Raw genomic sequence first — 15,760 nt, 5'->3', positions numbered from 1 at the left:
GGGCGCAAGGATAAGGAACCACGCAATGAAGAAACTCGTTTTCGGCGTCGTCATGGTTTTGGCCATTATCGGCGCCGCCTGCGGCTATTTTTTCCTGACCGACACCGTGAGGCCCACGATCGCCCTGTCCCCGGCCAACGACGTGGCCGCGCCCAAGCGCGAATTCAGCCTGAACCTGGCCGATGCCGGCGCGGGGCTCAAAAACGCCAAGGTGGTGGTGACCCAGGGGGACAAGCAGATCACCCTGCTCGACCAGAACTATGCCACACCGGTCAAGGACGCGGTGGAAAAGTTCACCCTGGAGCCGGCCGGGCTTCGCGACGGCGCCTTCGGCCTGACCGTCACGGTCACGGACCGCTCGTTGGCCAATTTCGGCGCCGGCAACACTGCCCGGCTCGAAAAGCAGATGACGCTCGACACCACGCCGCCGCGTGTGGAGATCACGAGCCTGGCCCACAACGTGCGCCAGGGCGGTGTCGGGGCGGTGTCCTTCCAGGTCAACGAGGAGGCCGAACGCGCCGGCGTGGTCGTGGGCCAGGAGTTCTTCCCGGCCTACAAGCTGGACAACGGCAAGTATTTCGGGTTTTACGTCTTCCCCTACGACATGGACCCGAAAAATTTCGTGCCCAAGGTCACGGTCACGGACAAGGCCGGCAACCAGGCCGTGGCCACCTTCCGCTACCAGGCCATCCCGCGCAAGTTCCGCCAGGACAAGCTCAACATCTCCGACGCCTTCCTCGAATCCAAGATGCCGCAATACTACGACATCATCACGGACACGCGGGACAACCTCAAGATCTACCTGCGGGTGAACAACGACATCCGCAAGCAAAACAGCGTCTTTTTGCACGAACTGGCCCAGAAGTCGGCGCCGGCCATCCTCTGGGACAAAAAGGCCTTCCTGCGCCTGCCCAACGCCGCCCCGCGCGCCGGTTTCGGCGACCACCGGACCTACTATTACCAGAACAAGGAGATCGACCAGCAGACGCACATGGGCGTGGACCTGGCTTCGCTGGAGGGCGCGCCGGTGCCGGCGGCCAATGCCGGCAAGGTGGTCTTCGCCGGGTTTCTGGGCATCTACGGCGAAACGGTCATCGTGGACCACGGGCTGGGCCTGCAAACGCTTTACGCCCACCTGCGCCAGATCAATGTCCAGGTCGGCCAGGACGTCAAGAAGGGCGACATGATCGGCAAGACCGGCGTCAGCGGCCTGGCCGGCGGCGACCACCTGCATTTCGGCGTGCTGGTGGCCGGCCACGAGACCTCGCCCATCGAATGGTGGGACCAGCACTGGATCGACGACAACATCCTCAACAAGCTGTAATTAAAGGGGATCATCCTGATCCAACATCCATCATAGGTCAGATTGCTTTTCAAGCAATCTCCCTTAATTTATCATAAGAAAATACGAATTATCAGAATCTTGGCAACTTGACCGGCGCATCAGACAGGTTGCCAAGATTCGAAAATCCTTTAAAAATCTTCTTGCATATAAATAGATAAATAAATATAAATCATGAAAAATTTTGCTGGAGAAATCCGATGGCATTACTTACCAAAAGCGATCTTCGCCACAGCTACAGTTGGACAACGTATGCTACCGACAACCCTAAAATCACAGGAGAACCAGATAGCACTTTATTAAACCGCAACGAAGGTTATGAAGTTTTGTATATGATCAATTCCTTCGCCAAAAAGCATGCCCTAGCCAACAAGCAATCAGGTCTCAAGACAGAGAAAATGATAAAGGAACATCTTCCTGGCGACATTCGGCAACAATCAAAAGTTGCAAAATGGCTCGCTGACAACTGGAAAGAATATTGATCCACATCGAACTTCTCAACAACACGTGTCAAGGCAAGACTTCCTTATTGCAACGCACACAATAGCAGTAAACCGCAGCATCTCCATAGAAGATAAAAAACTTGTTATACACCCATCCCCTCCTGGCCAAGGGAGCGAAGAGATGGATACTGTTCCAGTACCCAGAACATAAAACGGCCGCCCGGGCAACACCCGGACGGCCGTTTTCCTTTTCCCGGGAGGTCCGGGAGGGGCCGCGCCCCTCCCGGCCGCCGGAGGCATTTCCTCGACCAGATATCACCACTTCTTGAGCCGCTGGGCGGACAGGGCGTCGGCCTGCTCCTTGAAGGAGTCGAAGCCGGCCTGGCGCAGGGCGTCGTAGACCGTGCCCGGCCAGTCCCAGGTGGCGTAGAGCACCGGCTTGTGGAAAAGCCGGCGGAAGCTCTCCATCTCCTGGCGGTAGAAGTTGGCCTTGGGGCTCTCCAGGTTCTCGCGCAGCTGTTCGGCCAGGCGCGTGAGCTCCCCGTCGTACCAGTCCTTGATGTCGGCGGCGGTGTCGTACTTCTTGGCGATATGGTCGTACTTGTTGGCGTGCAGCACCCCCTTGAGGCGGTCCAGGTGCTGGGTGGCCAGCCATTCGCCCAGGCGGCTGACCGGGATGTCCTCGGCTTCCACGTGGGCCATGTCGAACTTGGTGCGGTAGTAGGTGTCGGGCACCACCGAGGCGCAGACGATGCCGGCGATGGCGACCAGTCCCCGCAGAATGAGGCTGTTGGACACGCCCTGGCCGCAAAAGCCCACCTTCTTGCCGAACTTCTGGCCGGCGAAGATGGTGACGAGCACGGCCCAGACCACGGCCGGGTCCTCCTCGTCGTAGATGTGGCGCAGGGCCGGGTTGTCGCGGTCCGTGCCGAGCACCATCTGGGTCATGTCGTTGGAGCCGATGGAGAAGCCGTCGAACTCCTGGATGAACTGCTTGGCCAAAATCGCGTTGCTCGGGATCTCGGACATGATGAACATCTTGAGCCCCTCGTCGCCGGAGTGCAGCTTGTGCACCCGTTCGAGGTAGCGCTTCATGGCCGTGGCCTCCTCCACCGTGCGCACGAAGGGCAGCATGATGTGGAGGTTCTTGCCGCCGAAGATGCCCCGGGCCAGCTTGAAGGACTCGATCTCCCAGTCGTGGATGTTGCGGGACACGCCCCGGAAACCGAGCATGGGGTTGTCTTCCAGGGTCTCGAAGAGGTTGCCGCCAAGGAGGTTGCGGTACTCGTTGGATTTGAAGTCCGTGGTGCGGTAGAGGATGGGCTTGCCGTGGAAGGCCATGGCGAAAAGCCCCAGGCCCTGGGACAGGGTCTGGACGTAGAGCTCCTTGCCGCTGCGGAAGCCTCGGGAGAAGAGCTGCTTGCGGATCTTGCCCAACAGCGCCTCGAGGTCGTCGATCTGGCTCTTGATGCCGACCTGGCGGGCGACGTCCCGGCGCATGGTGGCGATCTTGTCCAGGGTGTCCTTGACCATGGGCTCGTCGGCCACGGCGGCCACGCGCTCCTCGATGCGGGCCTTGATCTCGTAGCGACGCTTGACCGCGTCGGGATCGGTGGCCTTTTCCTGGAGCTCGTCCCAGTAGCCGAGGATGATGGCCACGTGGGTGGCCAGGTCGGCCGAGGTCTTGAGCAGGTCCAGGCGGCGGGTGACCTCCTCCAGGTGGTGGTCGAGCCGCTTGTCGAGCTCGCGGATCTGGCGGTGCACGGCCATGACCTCGTCGGTGCCCCGGGCGCCGGCGTGGTCGGCCAGGGCGTCGAGCTCGGCGGCCAGGCCGGTGATGAGCCCGACGTAGCCGCGCAGCTTGATCTGGACGTTGATGTAGCCGGCGGCCAGCTGCTCGCGCACGACCTTGGTCAGCTTGGCGTCGAGCTGCTTGACCTTGCTTTCGATCAGGCTCGGCAGGGTGCCGTTGTCGTAGGCCTCCAGCGCCTGGGGGTGGACGCCGATGTTGCCGAGCATGAACTCGGCGCGAAGGAGCCCCACCTCGAAGTCCGGGACGTTGCGCAGCCGCGACAGGAAAAGGGCCTGCCCGACGTCGGCCAGGATCAACCCGACCTTGGTCTTGGTCGTGGGCAAGGCCGACAGGTCCATCTCGCCGCCGACTTCCTGCAGGGGCAAAAGGCCCCGGTAGACGCAGCCGCGCGAGCCGTCCACGGTGACGTACTGGCCGTCCAGGGAGCGCAGGGTTTCGGCGCGCTGGATGCCGATGACGGCCGGGATGCCCAGCTCCCGGGAGGTGATGGCGGCATGGCTGGTGTCGCCGCCGGCGTCGGCCAGGATGGCCGAGGCCACGCGCATGCCCGGCACCATGTCCGGGTCGGTGCGCTCGGCGGCCAGGATGTCGCCCTTCTGGATCTTGTTGAGTTCCAGGGCCGAGCGCAAAAAGCGCACCATGCCCTGGCCGGCGCCGCGCGAGGCGCCGTTGCCCTCGAGGATGACCTCGGCCGTGGCCACGGCCTTTTTCTCCACTTCCATGCGGCGCATGAAGATGGTGTGGGGATGGCGTTCGAGCTCCTCGTTCCAGCGGGTCTCGGGCCGGGCCTGGACGAACCACAGGCGGTCGGACTGGTCGATGCAAAATTCCGTGTCCATGATGCAGCCGCCATAGGCCACGCTGATGGCGCGCACGCCCCGGGCGACCTCCTCGGCCTGGGCCAGGGACAGGGCCCAGCGGTAGGCCTCCTCGTCGGAGACCTTGATGAGCTTGGTGCCGCCCGCCTTGTCGTCGTAGACGATCTTCTTGTCCTTGTAGCCCATGTTGCGGATGACGACCTCGGAGCCGTCGTCGCGCTGGAAGACGTAGAGCTTGTCCGGGGTGACCATGCCGCCGACCACGGCCTCGCCGAGGCCGTAGCTGGCGTCGATGGACACCAGGTCGTGGCGCGAGGTGCCCCGGCAGCCGGTGGCCGTGTCGGCGGCGAAGGCCGTGCCGGAAATCACGGGGTTGATCATGCGCATGATGCACACGGACAGCGAGGTGTTCTCGATGGCCCATTCCTGCTTGGCCGTTTCGGCGATGGAGTTGTCGCCGGTGCGTTCGGCCACGGCCACGGCGTCGAGGATGGCCTCGCGGCGGTAGGTCATGGAGCGCAGGTTGTAGGCCGAGGCGCAGTCCCACTGGTAGGCGCGCACGGCCTGCACGGCGCCGACGATATTGAGGTAGGTGTCCTGGAGCCCGGCAAAGGCCTTCTTGCGGCTGTCCTCGCCGGCGGCCGAGGAGCGCACGGCCACGGGCACGTCTTCGAGGCCGGCGTCGCGGCAGATGTCGTTGTAGGCGTTGGACACGGCCTCGCGGACCTCGGCCGGCATGTCGACAGAGAGGATGGCGACCTGGACGAGAACGGACCGCTTGCGCAACTGGTCGATGCCTTCGGGGGAGGTAGCGAAGCCCTCGACCACGTTGTTGACGAAGGTGCGCAGCTTGATGGCGGAGCCCGGGGCGTCGGCCATCTTGGCCTTGGCCTCTTCGGCCAGGTCGCGCACCAGGTTTTTGACGTATTCGGGGTCGCTGTTGACTTCCTCGTCGTTCCAGTTGACCCGGCGGTAGCCGTCGTTGACGACCTCGCGGATCAGCGAGGCGTTGACCTTGGTCTCGTCGAGGACGCGGTGAAAGGCCACGGAGGATACGGCCCGGAACTGGGGCGCGCGGATGCCGGCGATCTGGCTGATGAGCGCGGTATTGTAGTTCTTGCCGCCGACGAGGATTTCGGCTTCCTCGCCGATGGCGACGATGTCGGCGCCAGTGAGGATCAGCGTGGTGGCGGTATCGATGCCGGCGCCTTCGGTCTTGGCGGACGTGGCGTCCTCCTGGCGCGGCGTATCCTTGGCGTTGGTCTTGGCCATTCTCCCCTCCTTGTCTCTTCCGGACCGGCGGCCCGCTCCGTCCAGGGGGCCGCCGTTACATGTTCGTGGCGAAACTTACACCTGCTGGCCGCAGTTGGGGCAATACTTGTAATGTTCCTCGGCTACGGGCTGATGGCAGATGGGGCAGTCCTTGGTGACCGGCCCCAGTTCGACCAGCAGTTCTCCTTCCTTGACCGGGACCATCTTGCGGTCGTTGGCGTAATCGGCGTTTTTGAGCACCCGCCGGACCATGCCGTCAATGGGCGCGGCCACGGATTTTTCCTGCTTCATGACCGAGATGTTGAACAGCTCTTCCCCGGCCTTGATGTAGTCGTTGGGGCTGACCTGCATGACCCACAGGTCGCCGGAAACGGGCGCGCCCACATGGTAGGGATTTTTCGGGTCGGCCATCTCCACCTGGGGCGCGGCGCCGCCCTTGGGCGCGGCCACGGGCACCTGGTGGGTCAGGATCTCGGAATCGAGGACATAGCGCACCGTGGACAGGCCGCTTTCGTCGGGCTGGGAGATGTTCATGATGGCCATGTGGTGGGGCTTGCCCAGGCTGTCGGAAAACAGCAACTCCTCGCCGGGCTCCAGGCCCTCGAACCAGACGTCCAGGGGCAGCCTGTTGGGGTCGCCGAATTTCTTGCGGAATTCGAAGGTCTTCAGGGCATCGCCGGGATGGTTCAAGTACAGCACGAACTCCTCGTTGGTGGGTTCGCGGCCGATCTGCTTGGTGAGGTTCTCCATCTCGGCCTCGATGTCCACCTCGCCCAGGCTGTCCAGGGGGGAGACTTCGGTGCGTTCGGCCACGGCCTTTTTCCAGTCCGCCCCAAAGGCACTTTCGTAGACCCAGTCCGGCGGGAAGCCAAGGGGCATCTTGCCGAATTTGCCGAGCAGGAGGTTGCGGAAGGCGTCGTTGCAGTTGGCGTACAAAAGCAGCCGGTCGTGGCGGGCGGCCGGGGTCAGGCACTCGTCCGGGTGTTCGGACACGGCCTCGAGGACCTCGAGCATGTCCTTGACGGCCCGCTCGCCGCCGGCCTTGTAGGCGCTGGTAACGGCCAGAAAGGCCGTGTTCCAGGTGATCTGGGAACCGGGGGTGACGTCGTGGTAGCGCACGATCTTGCGGGTGCCGGCCAGGAACTTGAGCATGTAAGGAAGCAGATGGATGTAGCCCTGCTTCATGGCCCCTTCCTGGGACGAGGACGTGGCCCCGCCGGGCATGGCGTGGCCGACGACGTCGTAGTCGATGCCCTGGAAGTACGGGGCGGTGTAGCGGTCGTAATAGGGCATGATCTGCTTGAGCACGAAGTTGGAGGCCCGGATCATCTCCTTGTTGTCCCTGGTCAGGGACACGGGCACGCCCAGGTCCTCCTCGATGTAGGCCGCCGTGCCGAGCACCTCGCCCTGGCCGTACCAGCGCACCGAGGCGCCGATGGCCGTGTCCACGATGTGGCAGCCGGCCTCGGCCGCCGCGCCCACGGCCGGCACGAACAGGCCGTCGGTGTAGTGGCGGTGGTAGTCGAGGACGAGTTGCGGGTAGGCCTTGCGGATGGCCGCCACCATGGCCTTGACGAACCGGGGCGGGCACATGCCGGCCATGTCCTTGAGGCACAGGATGATGCTCCCCGCCGCCTTGGCCTTGGTCATGCCGCCGGCCTTGGCCACCTGGTCGAGGATGGCCTCGAGTACGCCCAGGTAGTGGGCGACGTCGAAGCCCTTGGCGAAGGAGAACGAGATGGCCGGCTCGAAGATGATGCCGGGCCGCGACAGGGCGACCTCGGCGAAGGGATACATGTTGTCGATGTGGTTTAAGAAATCGAAGCAGCGGATGACGTCGTAGTGCTCGCAGATCATCTCGCCCGTCAGCCGCATGAGGTTGCGGGGCTGGGGCTTGTAGCCGAGCACGTTGGTGGAGCGGATTAAAAGCTGCTTGAGGGTTTTCGGCGCGAACTGGTTCCAGCGGGCCGCCTCGGTGAAGGGGTAGGTCATGTTGGCCATCATGGCCACGTGGAAGTGGGCGCCGCCGCCGTTTTCCAGGGAGAAAAAGCCGCAGTTGTCGAGGTAGGGGCCGACCAGCTCGTCCTCGGCCAGGCGGAAGCGGTTGCCGCTGTTGGACTGGGTGATGTCGCGGCAGGTGGTGTCCACGAAATGGACCTTGCCCGAGTCGCGCACCGCGTCGAGGATGCCCTTGCGGTCGCCGCGCGGGTAGGGGCTCTCGTATTTGCGCAGGTCGGCGTCCGGCAGATAGGGCTTGAAGCGGCCCAGGCGGTAGTCGGCCCGGCCCCGGTACTTGCCGAGCATGACGTGGGGGTTGTAGCCCCGGGCGGCGATGTCGGCCACGAGCCACGACAGGCGCAACGCCTCGGGCTCCTCGTCGAGGTAGTTGAGCAGGTACGGGTTGTCGGCGATGAACTTGGTGTCGAACTCGCCCTTCATGAAATCCGGGTTGCGCAGGATCTGGCGGTGGAAGGGAATGGTCGTCTTGAGGCCGCCCACGATGTACTCGCGCAGCGCCCGCTCCATGACGGCCACGACCTTGGGCCAGTTGCGGCCGTAGGAGATCAAAAGCGCGCCGGCGGAATCGTACTGGGTCGGGAACTCGTAGCCGGCCGACAGGCAGGAATCCAGCCGGATGCCCTGGCCGCCGGGCGACAGGTAGCGGGCGATCAGCCCGGCGTTGGGCGTGAAGTTTTTCTTCGGGTCCTCGCAGTTGATGCGCAACTGCATGGCGTGCAAGAAGGGCCTGGTGTCGCCGCAGTTGAAGCGCAGCTTGCCGCCGAAGGCGATGTTGATCTGCTCCTCGACCAGGTCCACGCCGTAGCGGCATTCGGTGATGCCGTGCTCGACCTGCAGCCGGGTGTTGACCTCGATGAGGTAGGGCTCGCCCTCGGCATCGACCAGAAATTCCACCGTGGCCAGGGAATAGTAGCCCGTTTCGCGCACCAGGCGCTCGGCGTAGTCTTTGAGGCGCTGGCGCAGTTCGTCGGTCATGCCGCGCCAGGGCGAGGGCGTGATCTCCACGAGCTTTTGGTGGTTGCGCTGCACCGAGCAGTCGCGTTCGTCGAAGGCGAAGACGTTGCCGTGCTTGTCGGCCGCCACCTGGATCTCGATGTGGCGCACGGAGGTCAAAAGCTTTTCGACAAAAAGGCGCGGGTTGCCGAAGGAGGCTTGGGCCATGGCCGAGGCCTTGGAAAAGGCGGATTCGAGCTGGGCCTCGGAGTAGATCTCGTAGATGCCCCGGCCGCCGCCGCCGCCCTCGGCCTTGAGCATGATGGGAAAACCGATTTTTTTGGCGATCTCCCGGGCCTCGGGAATGGTGACCGAGCCCTCGGAGCCGGGCACCACCGGGATGCCCATGCCCATGGCCAGGCGGCGCACCTCGACCTTGTTGCCCAGGCTCTGCATGGCCTCGGCCGAGGAGCCGATGAAGATGATGCCGGCCTCGGCGCATTTGCGCGGGAATTCGCTGTCCTCGGACGCGAAGCCCCAGCCGGGGTGGATGGCCACCACGCCGTGGGCCTTGGCCTTCTTGATGATGCCGTCGATATCGAGATAGGCCCTGGGGTCGGCGCCCAGGGTGATGAGCTCGTGGGCCCCGGCCGTGGCCGGGGAAGTCATGTCCACGTCGGTGACGGTCAGGACCGGAATGGCACGCAGCCGTTCGCGGATGGAACGCAGTACCCGACGGGCGGAAATGCCCCGGTTGGCGACCAGGATCTTCTTGCCTTCCACCTCGGAAAGCACTTCCAGAAACGTCTTGGCGATCATGCTGTCCTCTAACCCCTGGGGCGAGATTGCCCATTGTCTCGTGTGACGGTCCGGCGGGGGCCGGCATCAAAGGAGGGATATGCTCCCGCTATGAAGCTTCATAACCTGCCCGGGGCCCGCGCCGTCCCGCAGCAACCGCAGTCCCCCGTCCCCGGCCAGACCGACGATGCGCGCCCGAAATTCGTGCGATCCGCCCTCGCGTACGAGCACCTCCTGGCCAAGCCAGGCCAGACGGTCCTCCAGAAAACGGGACAACTCCCGCGAGCCCGATACCGCAACGCACCGGAAGTAGCAGGTTTGGCCGGACTTCACAAGGTCGGCCCACAGCGTAACCGCGCCGGGAACCTCGCCAAAAGCCGCCAGGCACGAGGCCTGCGCGGCATGGTCGCGCCGCAGCCTGGCCGGGTCGGGCGCCAGGGCCAGATTGAGCCCCACGCCGGCCAGCAGCAGCCCGCCCCGCTCCTCCACCAGGATGCCACCGATTTTCCGGTCGTCAATCAGAAGATCGTTCGGCCACTTGACGCGAACAGCGAATCCGCGCCCATAGAGGGCCTCGGCCAGGCAGGCCCCCACCACCACCGGCGCGGCCGCCTCCAGCTCACCCCCGCCGGCCGGCCAGGCCAGGGCGGCATAACAATTGCCCGGCGGCGACTCCCAGGCCCGCCGCAACTGCCCCCGGCCGCTTGCCTGGGACACGGCCACGACCGAGGCGAACGGCTTAAGCAGCCCGGCTTCGCCGAAGGCCCGGGCCACGTCCAGGCTCGAGGCGCACCGGCCGACCACCAGGGCCGCCGGGGCGGCCTGGCCGGCGGCGCCCGCAGCCAGAAGCCACCGCCCGGCCGCCGGACCGCACTCGGGGCCAAGGACGACCTCGCGCCAGGGGGCGAGGCGGGCCGCGTCGGCCGCCCACAAGGGATGAGCGGCGGCCAGGGCGGCCAGGGACAGGGGCTCGGCCAGGCCCGGGGCGCCGTCGCGCCACAGCCACACGCCGCCCCCGGCAAAGGGGTTTTGGGTCATGGGAGGATTGTCCGCTGGATTTTTCAAGGCGTTTGGGCCAATGTCCGCCCCGGAGTCACTCATGAAACGGTATCTCGTCGGCGGCGCGGTCCGCGACATTCTGCTCGGGCGGCCGGTGGTGGACCAGGATTACCTCATTGTCGACGCCACGCCCGAGGCTTTCGTGCGACGGTATCGGAGAGCCCGGCAGGTCGGCAAGACCTTCCCGGTGTTCATGCTCGGCAGCGCCCAGTACGCCTGGCCGCGCGGCGGCGACGTCAGCGAGGACCTCCTGGCCCGGGACCTGACGATCAACGCCATCGCCATGGGCGATTCGCGCCAGATCGCCGGCCGCCTCCACTTCCACCCCCTGGCCCTGGCCGATCTGCGCGACCGGATCCTGCGGCCCTGCGCCGAGACGTCCATGTTCGACGACCCGCTGCGGGTCTACCGGGCGGCCCGGTTCGCCGCCTCGCTGCCGGATTTTTCGGCCCATCCGGAGCTTATCGCCCAGATGCGGGCCGTGGCCGCCTGCGGGGCCGTGGGCGACGTCTTCGCCGAGCGGGTGGCCCAGGAGGTGCGCAAGGCCCTGGACGCGGCCAAGCCGTCCCGGTTTTTCCGGCTCCTGGCCGAAACCGGCTGCCTGCTGCCCTGGATGCCGGAACTGGAAACGGCCCGGGGCATCCCGGCCGGGCCGCCCGAGAACCACGGCGGCAACACCGTCTTCGACCACCTGTGCGAACTCGTCGACCAGCTTGCCGGCAAGCCCATCGCCGGCTGGATGGCCGTGTGCCACGACCTGGGCAAGACCCTGACCCCCGAGGACCTCTGGCCGCGCCACCACGGCCACGACGATGCCGGGGCGGACGTGGCCGAGGAGCTCGGCCGGCGGCTCAAGCTCCCCAACCGGGTCCGCGAGGCCGGCGTGGCGGCGGCCCGGCTGCACATGAAGGCGGCCCGCTACAGCGAGCTGCGGCCGTCGACGCGGGTGGACATGCTGTCGTGGCTGCACAAGCACGAGATGGTGGAACCGCTGTTCGAGGTGGTCCAGGCCGACTCCGGCGAGGATGTCTGGCCGCTGGCCCGGCGCGACCTCAAGGTCCTGCTGTCGGTGCACCTGCCGGGCAAGCAGCGCATGCGCGGCCCGGCCTCGGGCGAGAAGCTGCGCCAGTTGCGCTGCCACAAACTGGCCGAGGCCGACAAGGCCCGCGAAACACCGGACGCCGGCGCCTAGGGCCGACGATCTTGCGGTTCGGGGCGCCTTCCGGGAGGAACGCGCGTGGCCCTCGACCGGAAGCGGCCAGGGGCGCCTTCTGCGCCTCCGGCTTGCCCATACGCGTGGACATCGTGGATGACCACGCCGTCACACCGGCCTTTCGTGCCATCATCGACGCCCAGGCCCTCCCCCTGCCCTGACGCAAGAAAAGACGCCTTCCGGGTGAATGGGCAGCAGCGGCAGCCTGGCCAGCCCCGGATTTTGCCGCTTGAAACCGACGCGCTCCTTGGGGCTCCCCGCAACGGGACGGCACCTTCCCAGCAGGCGACGGCCTCCTGGCAGGCGCAGCCCAAGCGAAAGGCTACTGCATTAAAAGTAATAGTGGCGGCATTCTGACAACAGAAACAATCAAATCACCGAGAAATGTTTTGTCTGTCGGATAAAAATTATAGTAATAATCGGTCCTCGTATTCCCCCCGGACACGAAGAGGCGCCCATCCTGCAGCAGATTCAAGCCGACGCTGCCGAGATACCCATCCAGCGGCGAGGTCCCCGCGGGATCCGAACGAACGCCTGTGGCCAGGTTGATCCGATAGACCCGGGTTTGAATCGGCAATGTACCGGAGGATTGGGTGAGATCCTGGGCCAGGAGGTAAACCGTGTTGTGGCTTGTGTCCACGAGCGGGTTCAACAAGCTTACCGCACTGTTCGAGGGCAGCGGGGGCGAGGTTTCGAACTTGGCGAAAGCCTTGGTCGCCGGGTTGAACGTCACCAGTGCATAAGAAGAGAGGCTGGTGTTTACAGCAAGGAAAAGATAGCGGCCATCCGGCAGTTTCTGTGCGTCAACCAGGTTTCCGTTCGTATCGCCCATACTGCCCAGGGTTACCCAGCCTGTTTCCTCGGGCAATAGATTGTCCTGAAGGATGCTGAAACTATTGCTGTCCGGATCATACAGTTCGACCTGCTCAATATACGGCGAGCCATACGTCCCCATGCCACCAAACACCACGGCCTTACCATCGGCCGTAGGCAGCACACGGGGATTGGACCGCGCGGTATTCAATGCCCCGGTGGCGGTAAACGTATTCGTCGTTGGATCGAACAGATCGCCGTAAGCGGCCGAGGTTGCATTATACCAACAGCCGGCGGTCAGGACCCTCCCGTCGGACAACGTGGCGGCGCTGTTGCTCGTGCGGGCATAGTGCATATTTCCGGTGGCGGTAAAGGAATCGTTCGCCGGGTCAAAGATCTCTGCGGTCACCGAGTAGCCGACGCCGAGGCTGTCCGAAGAGCCCCCGGCCAGAATATAGCGGCCGTCGCTCAATTTGGCGACGGCCCCGTTATCGTGCGTAGAGACCGTCGTAAAGCCGGTATGCGCACTGGTCGCCGGATTCCATATTTCGGCACTGGCCAACGGCACGAAATCAGTGCCATGGCCACCGGCAAGGACGACCCGGCCATCGGGAAGCACGAAGGCCGCGTGTGACATGCGCGCCACGAAAAGCGTCGGCCCGGCCGAAAAAGCAATGCCTCCATTTTGCGCGTAGACAGGAACAGCATTCATGCAACCGTAGCAGATTGCCAAGCCAACGAGTACCGCGACACATAATTTGTGACGTTTCATAGCTCCCCCAGCCCATGCAGTTTTCGCCGCGCAAGCCTGCCCCAGCCTGTACAAGCGTAACCACAAGATCCCCTAGCAACAACGTCAATGGATCATGGTCATCAAGCAAGAATCACTTTTGAACTCGTATCCATGCAACATCATCGGAATTCACCCGAATCGACGCACTAACAGCATTCGATTCGTTTCGCCAAGCAAAACGACACCTCTACCACTGATATTTAAAGTTAGCCTTTTGCGGAAGGAACGTCAAGAAAATCAGGCGGAGGGCGCCATATCGCGGACAGTCATACACGCTGCGCCAAACCTGGGCCCCGCTGTTTGCCCCCCCTTGGAGACGCTCCGAAGTAACGCAGCGGTCGAGCCGCAAGGACAGCTCTCGACAAGTTTGGACATTTTGTTCTAGCCATAACGGGGATGGCAGTGAGAAGCGATCGTCAGAGCGTGGAACACTGCATCCTATCTCGCTCACCTGGCCCACAAACCGGAGGTTCGCATGTTGCGGCACATCAAAATCGGCTACCGGCTGCTTGGCGGTTTTTCGCTCGTCATGGCAATCTTCATCGCCTTGGCCATTCATCAACTAGGCGTCATCGACCGCCTGGGTGACATCCAGGACGCCGGGGCCAAGCGGTCGCAAGAGACCAAGCAAGTCATGGACGTCTCCTTGCGGGTCAGCGAACTGTACACCGTGATCGCCGACGGGGAAATCAACCGCGACGTCGCCCAGACCAGGGAGGATTTTGCCAGGGCCAAGGAGCGGGCCCGGGAGGACATCCGGCTGGTCGAGAGCCTGTGCGACACCCCCGAGGAACGAGCCAACGCCGGGCGGTTCGCGGAGAACTACCGGGCCTACTTCGAGTTGTTCGAAAAAAAGATGCTGCCGCTTCTCGAACAGCTCGTCCGGACGGACAAAAACGACCCGTCTCTGCCGGCCGTGGAACAGGCGTTGCGCGCCCTGGACGGACAGGTGGACGGCATCCGTGAGACGACGCTGAAGCCCCTGGAAGCCATCGTCGCGTCTCTCGACAAGGAAAGCGAGGCCGGGGATCGGCTCTTCGACGAACAGCGGACCACCGCCTCGCGCGTCCTGATGACGATTACCGGGGCGGCCGCCCTGCTCGCCCTCGTGATTTCCCTGACCACCTCGCGCTCGGTGACCCGGCCCCTGGCCAAGTGCAGCGCCTACGCCCGGCACCTGGCCCAGGGCGACCTGGAGCAGACCCTCGACATCGACCAGCGTGACGAACTGGGCCTGCTGGCCGACTCCCTGCGCCAGATGGCCGCCTCGGAAAAATCCGTGGCCGAACTGACGGCTCACGTCGCCCGGGGCGACCTGACCGTGGATGCCACGCCGCGCGGCCCCAAGGATTCCATGCTGCTCGCCATGGCCGCCCTGATCGCCGCCGAGGCACAGGTGGCGGACATCGCCCGGCGGCTCGCCCAAGGCGACCTGCGGGTCAAGGTGAGCAAGCGTTCGGATGCCGACGTCCTGCTGGCCTCGCTTGGGGAAATGATCACGGCCTTAAGCGAGGTCGTACTCGAGGTGCAGGCCGGGGCCGACAACGTGGCCGCGGGCAGCGAAGAACTCTCGGCCTCGGCCGAGGCCATCTCCCAGGGCGCCACGGAACAGGCGGCCGCCGTAGAGCAATCCTCGTCGTCCATGGAGGAAATGAACTCGGGCATCCAGCAAAATGCCGACAACGCCCGCCAGACCGAAGCCATCGCGACCCGGGCGGCCGCCGACGCCAAGGAATCGGGCGAGGCCGTGGCCCGCACCGTGGAGGCCATGCGGGAGATCGCCGGCAAGATCACGATCATCGAGGAAATCGCCCGTCAGACCGACCTGCTGGCCTTAAACGCCGCCGTGGAGGCGGCCCGGGCCGGCGAGCACGGCCGGGGCTTCGCCGTGGTGGCCGCCGAGGTCCGGAAACTGGCCGAACGCAGCCAGCAGGCCGCGGCGGAAATCACCCGCCTGGCCAAGGACAGCACCGACGTGTCGGCCAAGGCCGGGAGCCTGCTCGCCCAGCTTGTGCCAAACATCCAACGGACCGCCGACCTCGTACAGGAAATCAGCGCTTCGAGCCAGGAACAGAGTTCCGGCGCCTCCCAGGTCAACAAGGCCCTCCAGCAACTCGACCAGACCATCCAGCAAAACGCCAGTTCGTCCGAGGAACTGGCCTCAACGGCCGAGGAGCTCTCCGGCCAGTCCGAACAGCTGCGGGCGACCATAGCCTTTTTCCAGGTGGAGGACCAGGATACCGGCAGAAACCGGCGCGCCGTCAACGGCCGGCGCGCCGCGGCCGCCCTCCAGCCCGGCAAGGCCGGCCTGCGGCATCGTCTAAACGCCAAGGCCGGAACGCATATCGTGCTCCGGCAAGGCGAGTCGGACCCGGACAGCGAATTCGAAAACTTTTAGGACCGGCCACACGAAAACCGGCCGACCAGGCCCGTTGCGGCCCCAA

The 15,760-nt window shown here is 64.5% G+C and carries 8 protein-coding genes; 4 read left to right on the top strand and 4 right to left on the bottom strand.

Translation table 11 applies throughout. The features are described 5' to 3' along the window. Window positions 1-25 precede the first annotated feature (25 nt). Together ACP59X_RS08420 and ACP59X_RS08415 are read left to right on the top strand one after the other, a co-directional pair. Window positions 26-1,324: a M23 family metallopeptidase gene (locus ACP59X_RS08420; protein WP_428567778.1), complete on the top strand. Its 1,299-nt coding sequence runs from the start codon at window positions 26-28 to the stop codon at window positions 1,322-1,324. A 218-nt stretch (window positions 1,325-1,542) separates the two neighbouring features. Next, on the top strand, window positions 1,543-1,824 hold the full coding sequence (locus ACP59X_RS08415) for a hypothetical protein (protein ID WP_428567776.1): 282 nt from the start codon (window positions 1,543-1,545) through the stop codon (window positions 1,822-1,824). 276 nt (window positions 1,825-2,100) lie between these two features. Here the strand turns inward: ACP59X_RS08415 and ACP59X_RS08410 are convergent, their stop codons facing one another. From ACP59X_RS08410 to ACP59X_RS08400, 3 genes are all read right to left on the bottom strand, one after another. Beyond that, a complete protein-coding gene (locus tag ACP59X_RS08410) occupies window positions 2,101-5,688 on the bottom strand; it encodes a PEP/pyruvate-binding domain-containing protein (RefSeq protein ID WP_428567774.1) in 3,588 nt (1,195 codons plus the stop codon). Between the two features lie 75 nt (window positions 5,689-5,763). Next, on the bottom strand, window positions 5,764-9,459 hold the full coding sequence (locus ACP59X_RS08405; protein WP_428567771.1) for a pyruvate carboxylase: 3,696 nt from the start codon (window positions 9,457-9,459) through the stop codon (window positions 5,764-5,766). A gap of 66 nt (window positions 9,460-9,525) precedes the next feature. Next, a complete protein-coding gene (locus ACP59X_RS08400) occupies window positions 9,526-10,476 on the bottom strand; it encodes a biotin--[acetyl-CoA-carboxylase] ligase (protein WP_428567767.1) in 951 nt (316 codons plus the stop codon). 61 nt (window positions 10,477-10,537) lie between these two features. Here ACP59X_RS08400 and ACP59X_RS08395 point away from each other — a divergent pair, with 61 nt between their 5' ends. Next, window positions 10,538-11,689, top strand: coding sequence for a tRNA nucleotidyltransferase/poly(A) polymerase-related protein (locus ACP59X_RS08395; protein ID WP_428567762.1), 1,152 nt, complete (start codon window positions 10,538-10,540; stop codon window positions 11,687-11,689). Between the two features lie 343 nt (window positions 11,690-12,032). On the opposite strand, the gene ACP59X_RS08390 is transcribed toward ACP59X_RS08395, so the two are convergent. Then, on the bottom strand, window positions 12,033-13,295 hold the full coding sequence (locus ACP59X_RS08390) for a Kelch repeat-containing protein (protein WP_428567759.1): 1,263 nt from the start codon (window positions 13,293-13,295) through the stop codon (window positions 12,033-12,035). Between the two features lie 496 nt (window positions 13,296-13,791). Between ACP59X_RS08390 and ACP59X_RS08385 the strand changes: the two genes are divergently transcribed. Next, a complete protein-coding gene (locus ACP59X_RS08385; RefSeq protein ID WP_428567757.1) occupies window positions 13,792-15,714 on the top strand; it encodes a methyl-accepting chemotaxis protein in 1,923 nt (640 codons plus the stop codon). The last annotated feature ends 46 nt before the right edge of the window (window positions 15,715-15,760 follow it).

The organism is Solidesulfovibrio sp. DCME (genome assembly GCF_049995385.1).
In the GTDB taxonomy this organism is placed as follows: Bacteria; Desulfobacterota; Desulfovibrionia; order Desulfovibrionales; family Desulfovibrionaceae; genus Solidesulfovibrio.
The sequence above is the reverse complement of the archived record's forward strand: the minus strand, read 5'-3'. Positions and strand labels throughout refer to the sequence as shown.

What these genes read in the sequence shown, in the direction of transcription:
- ACP59X_RS08420 (WP_428567778.1), top strand. Translation starts at nt 26, where the DNA reads ATGAAGAAACTCGTTTTCGGCGTCGTCATGGTTTTGGCCATTATCGGC.
- ACP59X_RS08415 (WP_428567776.1), top strand. Translation starts at nt 1,543, where the DNA reads ATGGCATTACTTACCAAAAGCGATCTTCGCCACAGCTACAGTTGGACA.
- ACP59X_RS08410 (WP_428567774.1), bottom strand. Translation starts at nt 5,688, where the DNA reads ATGGCCAAGACCAACGCCAAGGATACGCCGCGCCAGGAGGACGCCACG.
- ACP59X_RS08405 (WP_428567771.1), bottom strand. Translation starts at nt 9,459, where the DNA reads ATGATCGCCAAGACGTTTCTGGAAGTGCTTTCCGAGGTGGAAGGCAAG.
- ACP59X_RS08400 (WP_428567767.1), bottom strand. Translation starts at nt 10,476, where the DNA reads ATGACCCAAAACCCCTTTGCCGGGGGCGGCGTGTGGCTGTGGCGCGAC.
- ACP59X_RS08395 (WP_428567762.1), top strand. Translation starts at nt 10,538, where the DNA reads ATGAAACGGTATCTCGTCGGCGGCGCGGTCCGCGACATTCTGCTCGGG.
- ACP59X_RS08390 (WP_428567759.1), bottom strand. Translation starts at nt 13,295, where the DNA reads ATGAAACGTCACAAATTATGTGTCGCGGTACTCGTTGGCTTGGCAATC.
- ACP59X_RS08385 (WP_428567757.1), top strand. Translation starts at nt 13,792, where the DNA reads ATGTTGCGGCACATCAAAATCGGCTACCGGCTGCTTGGCGGTTTTTCG.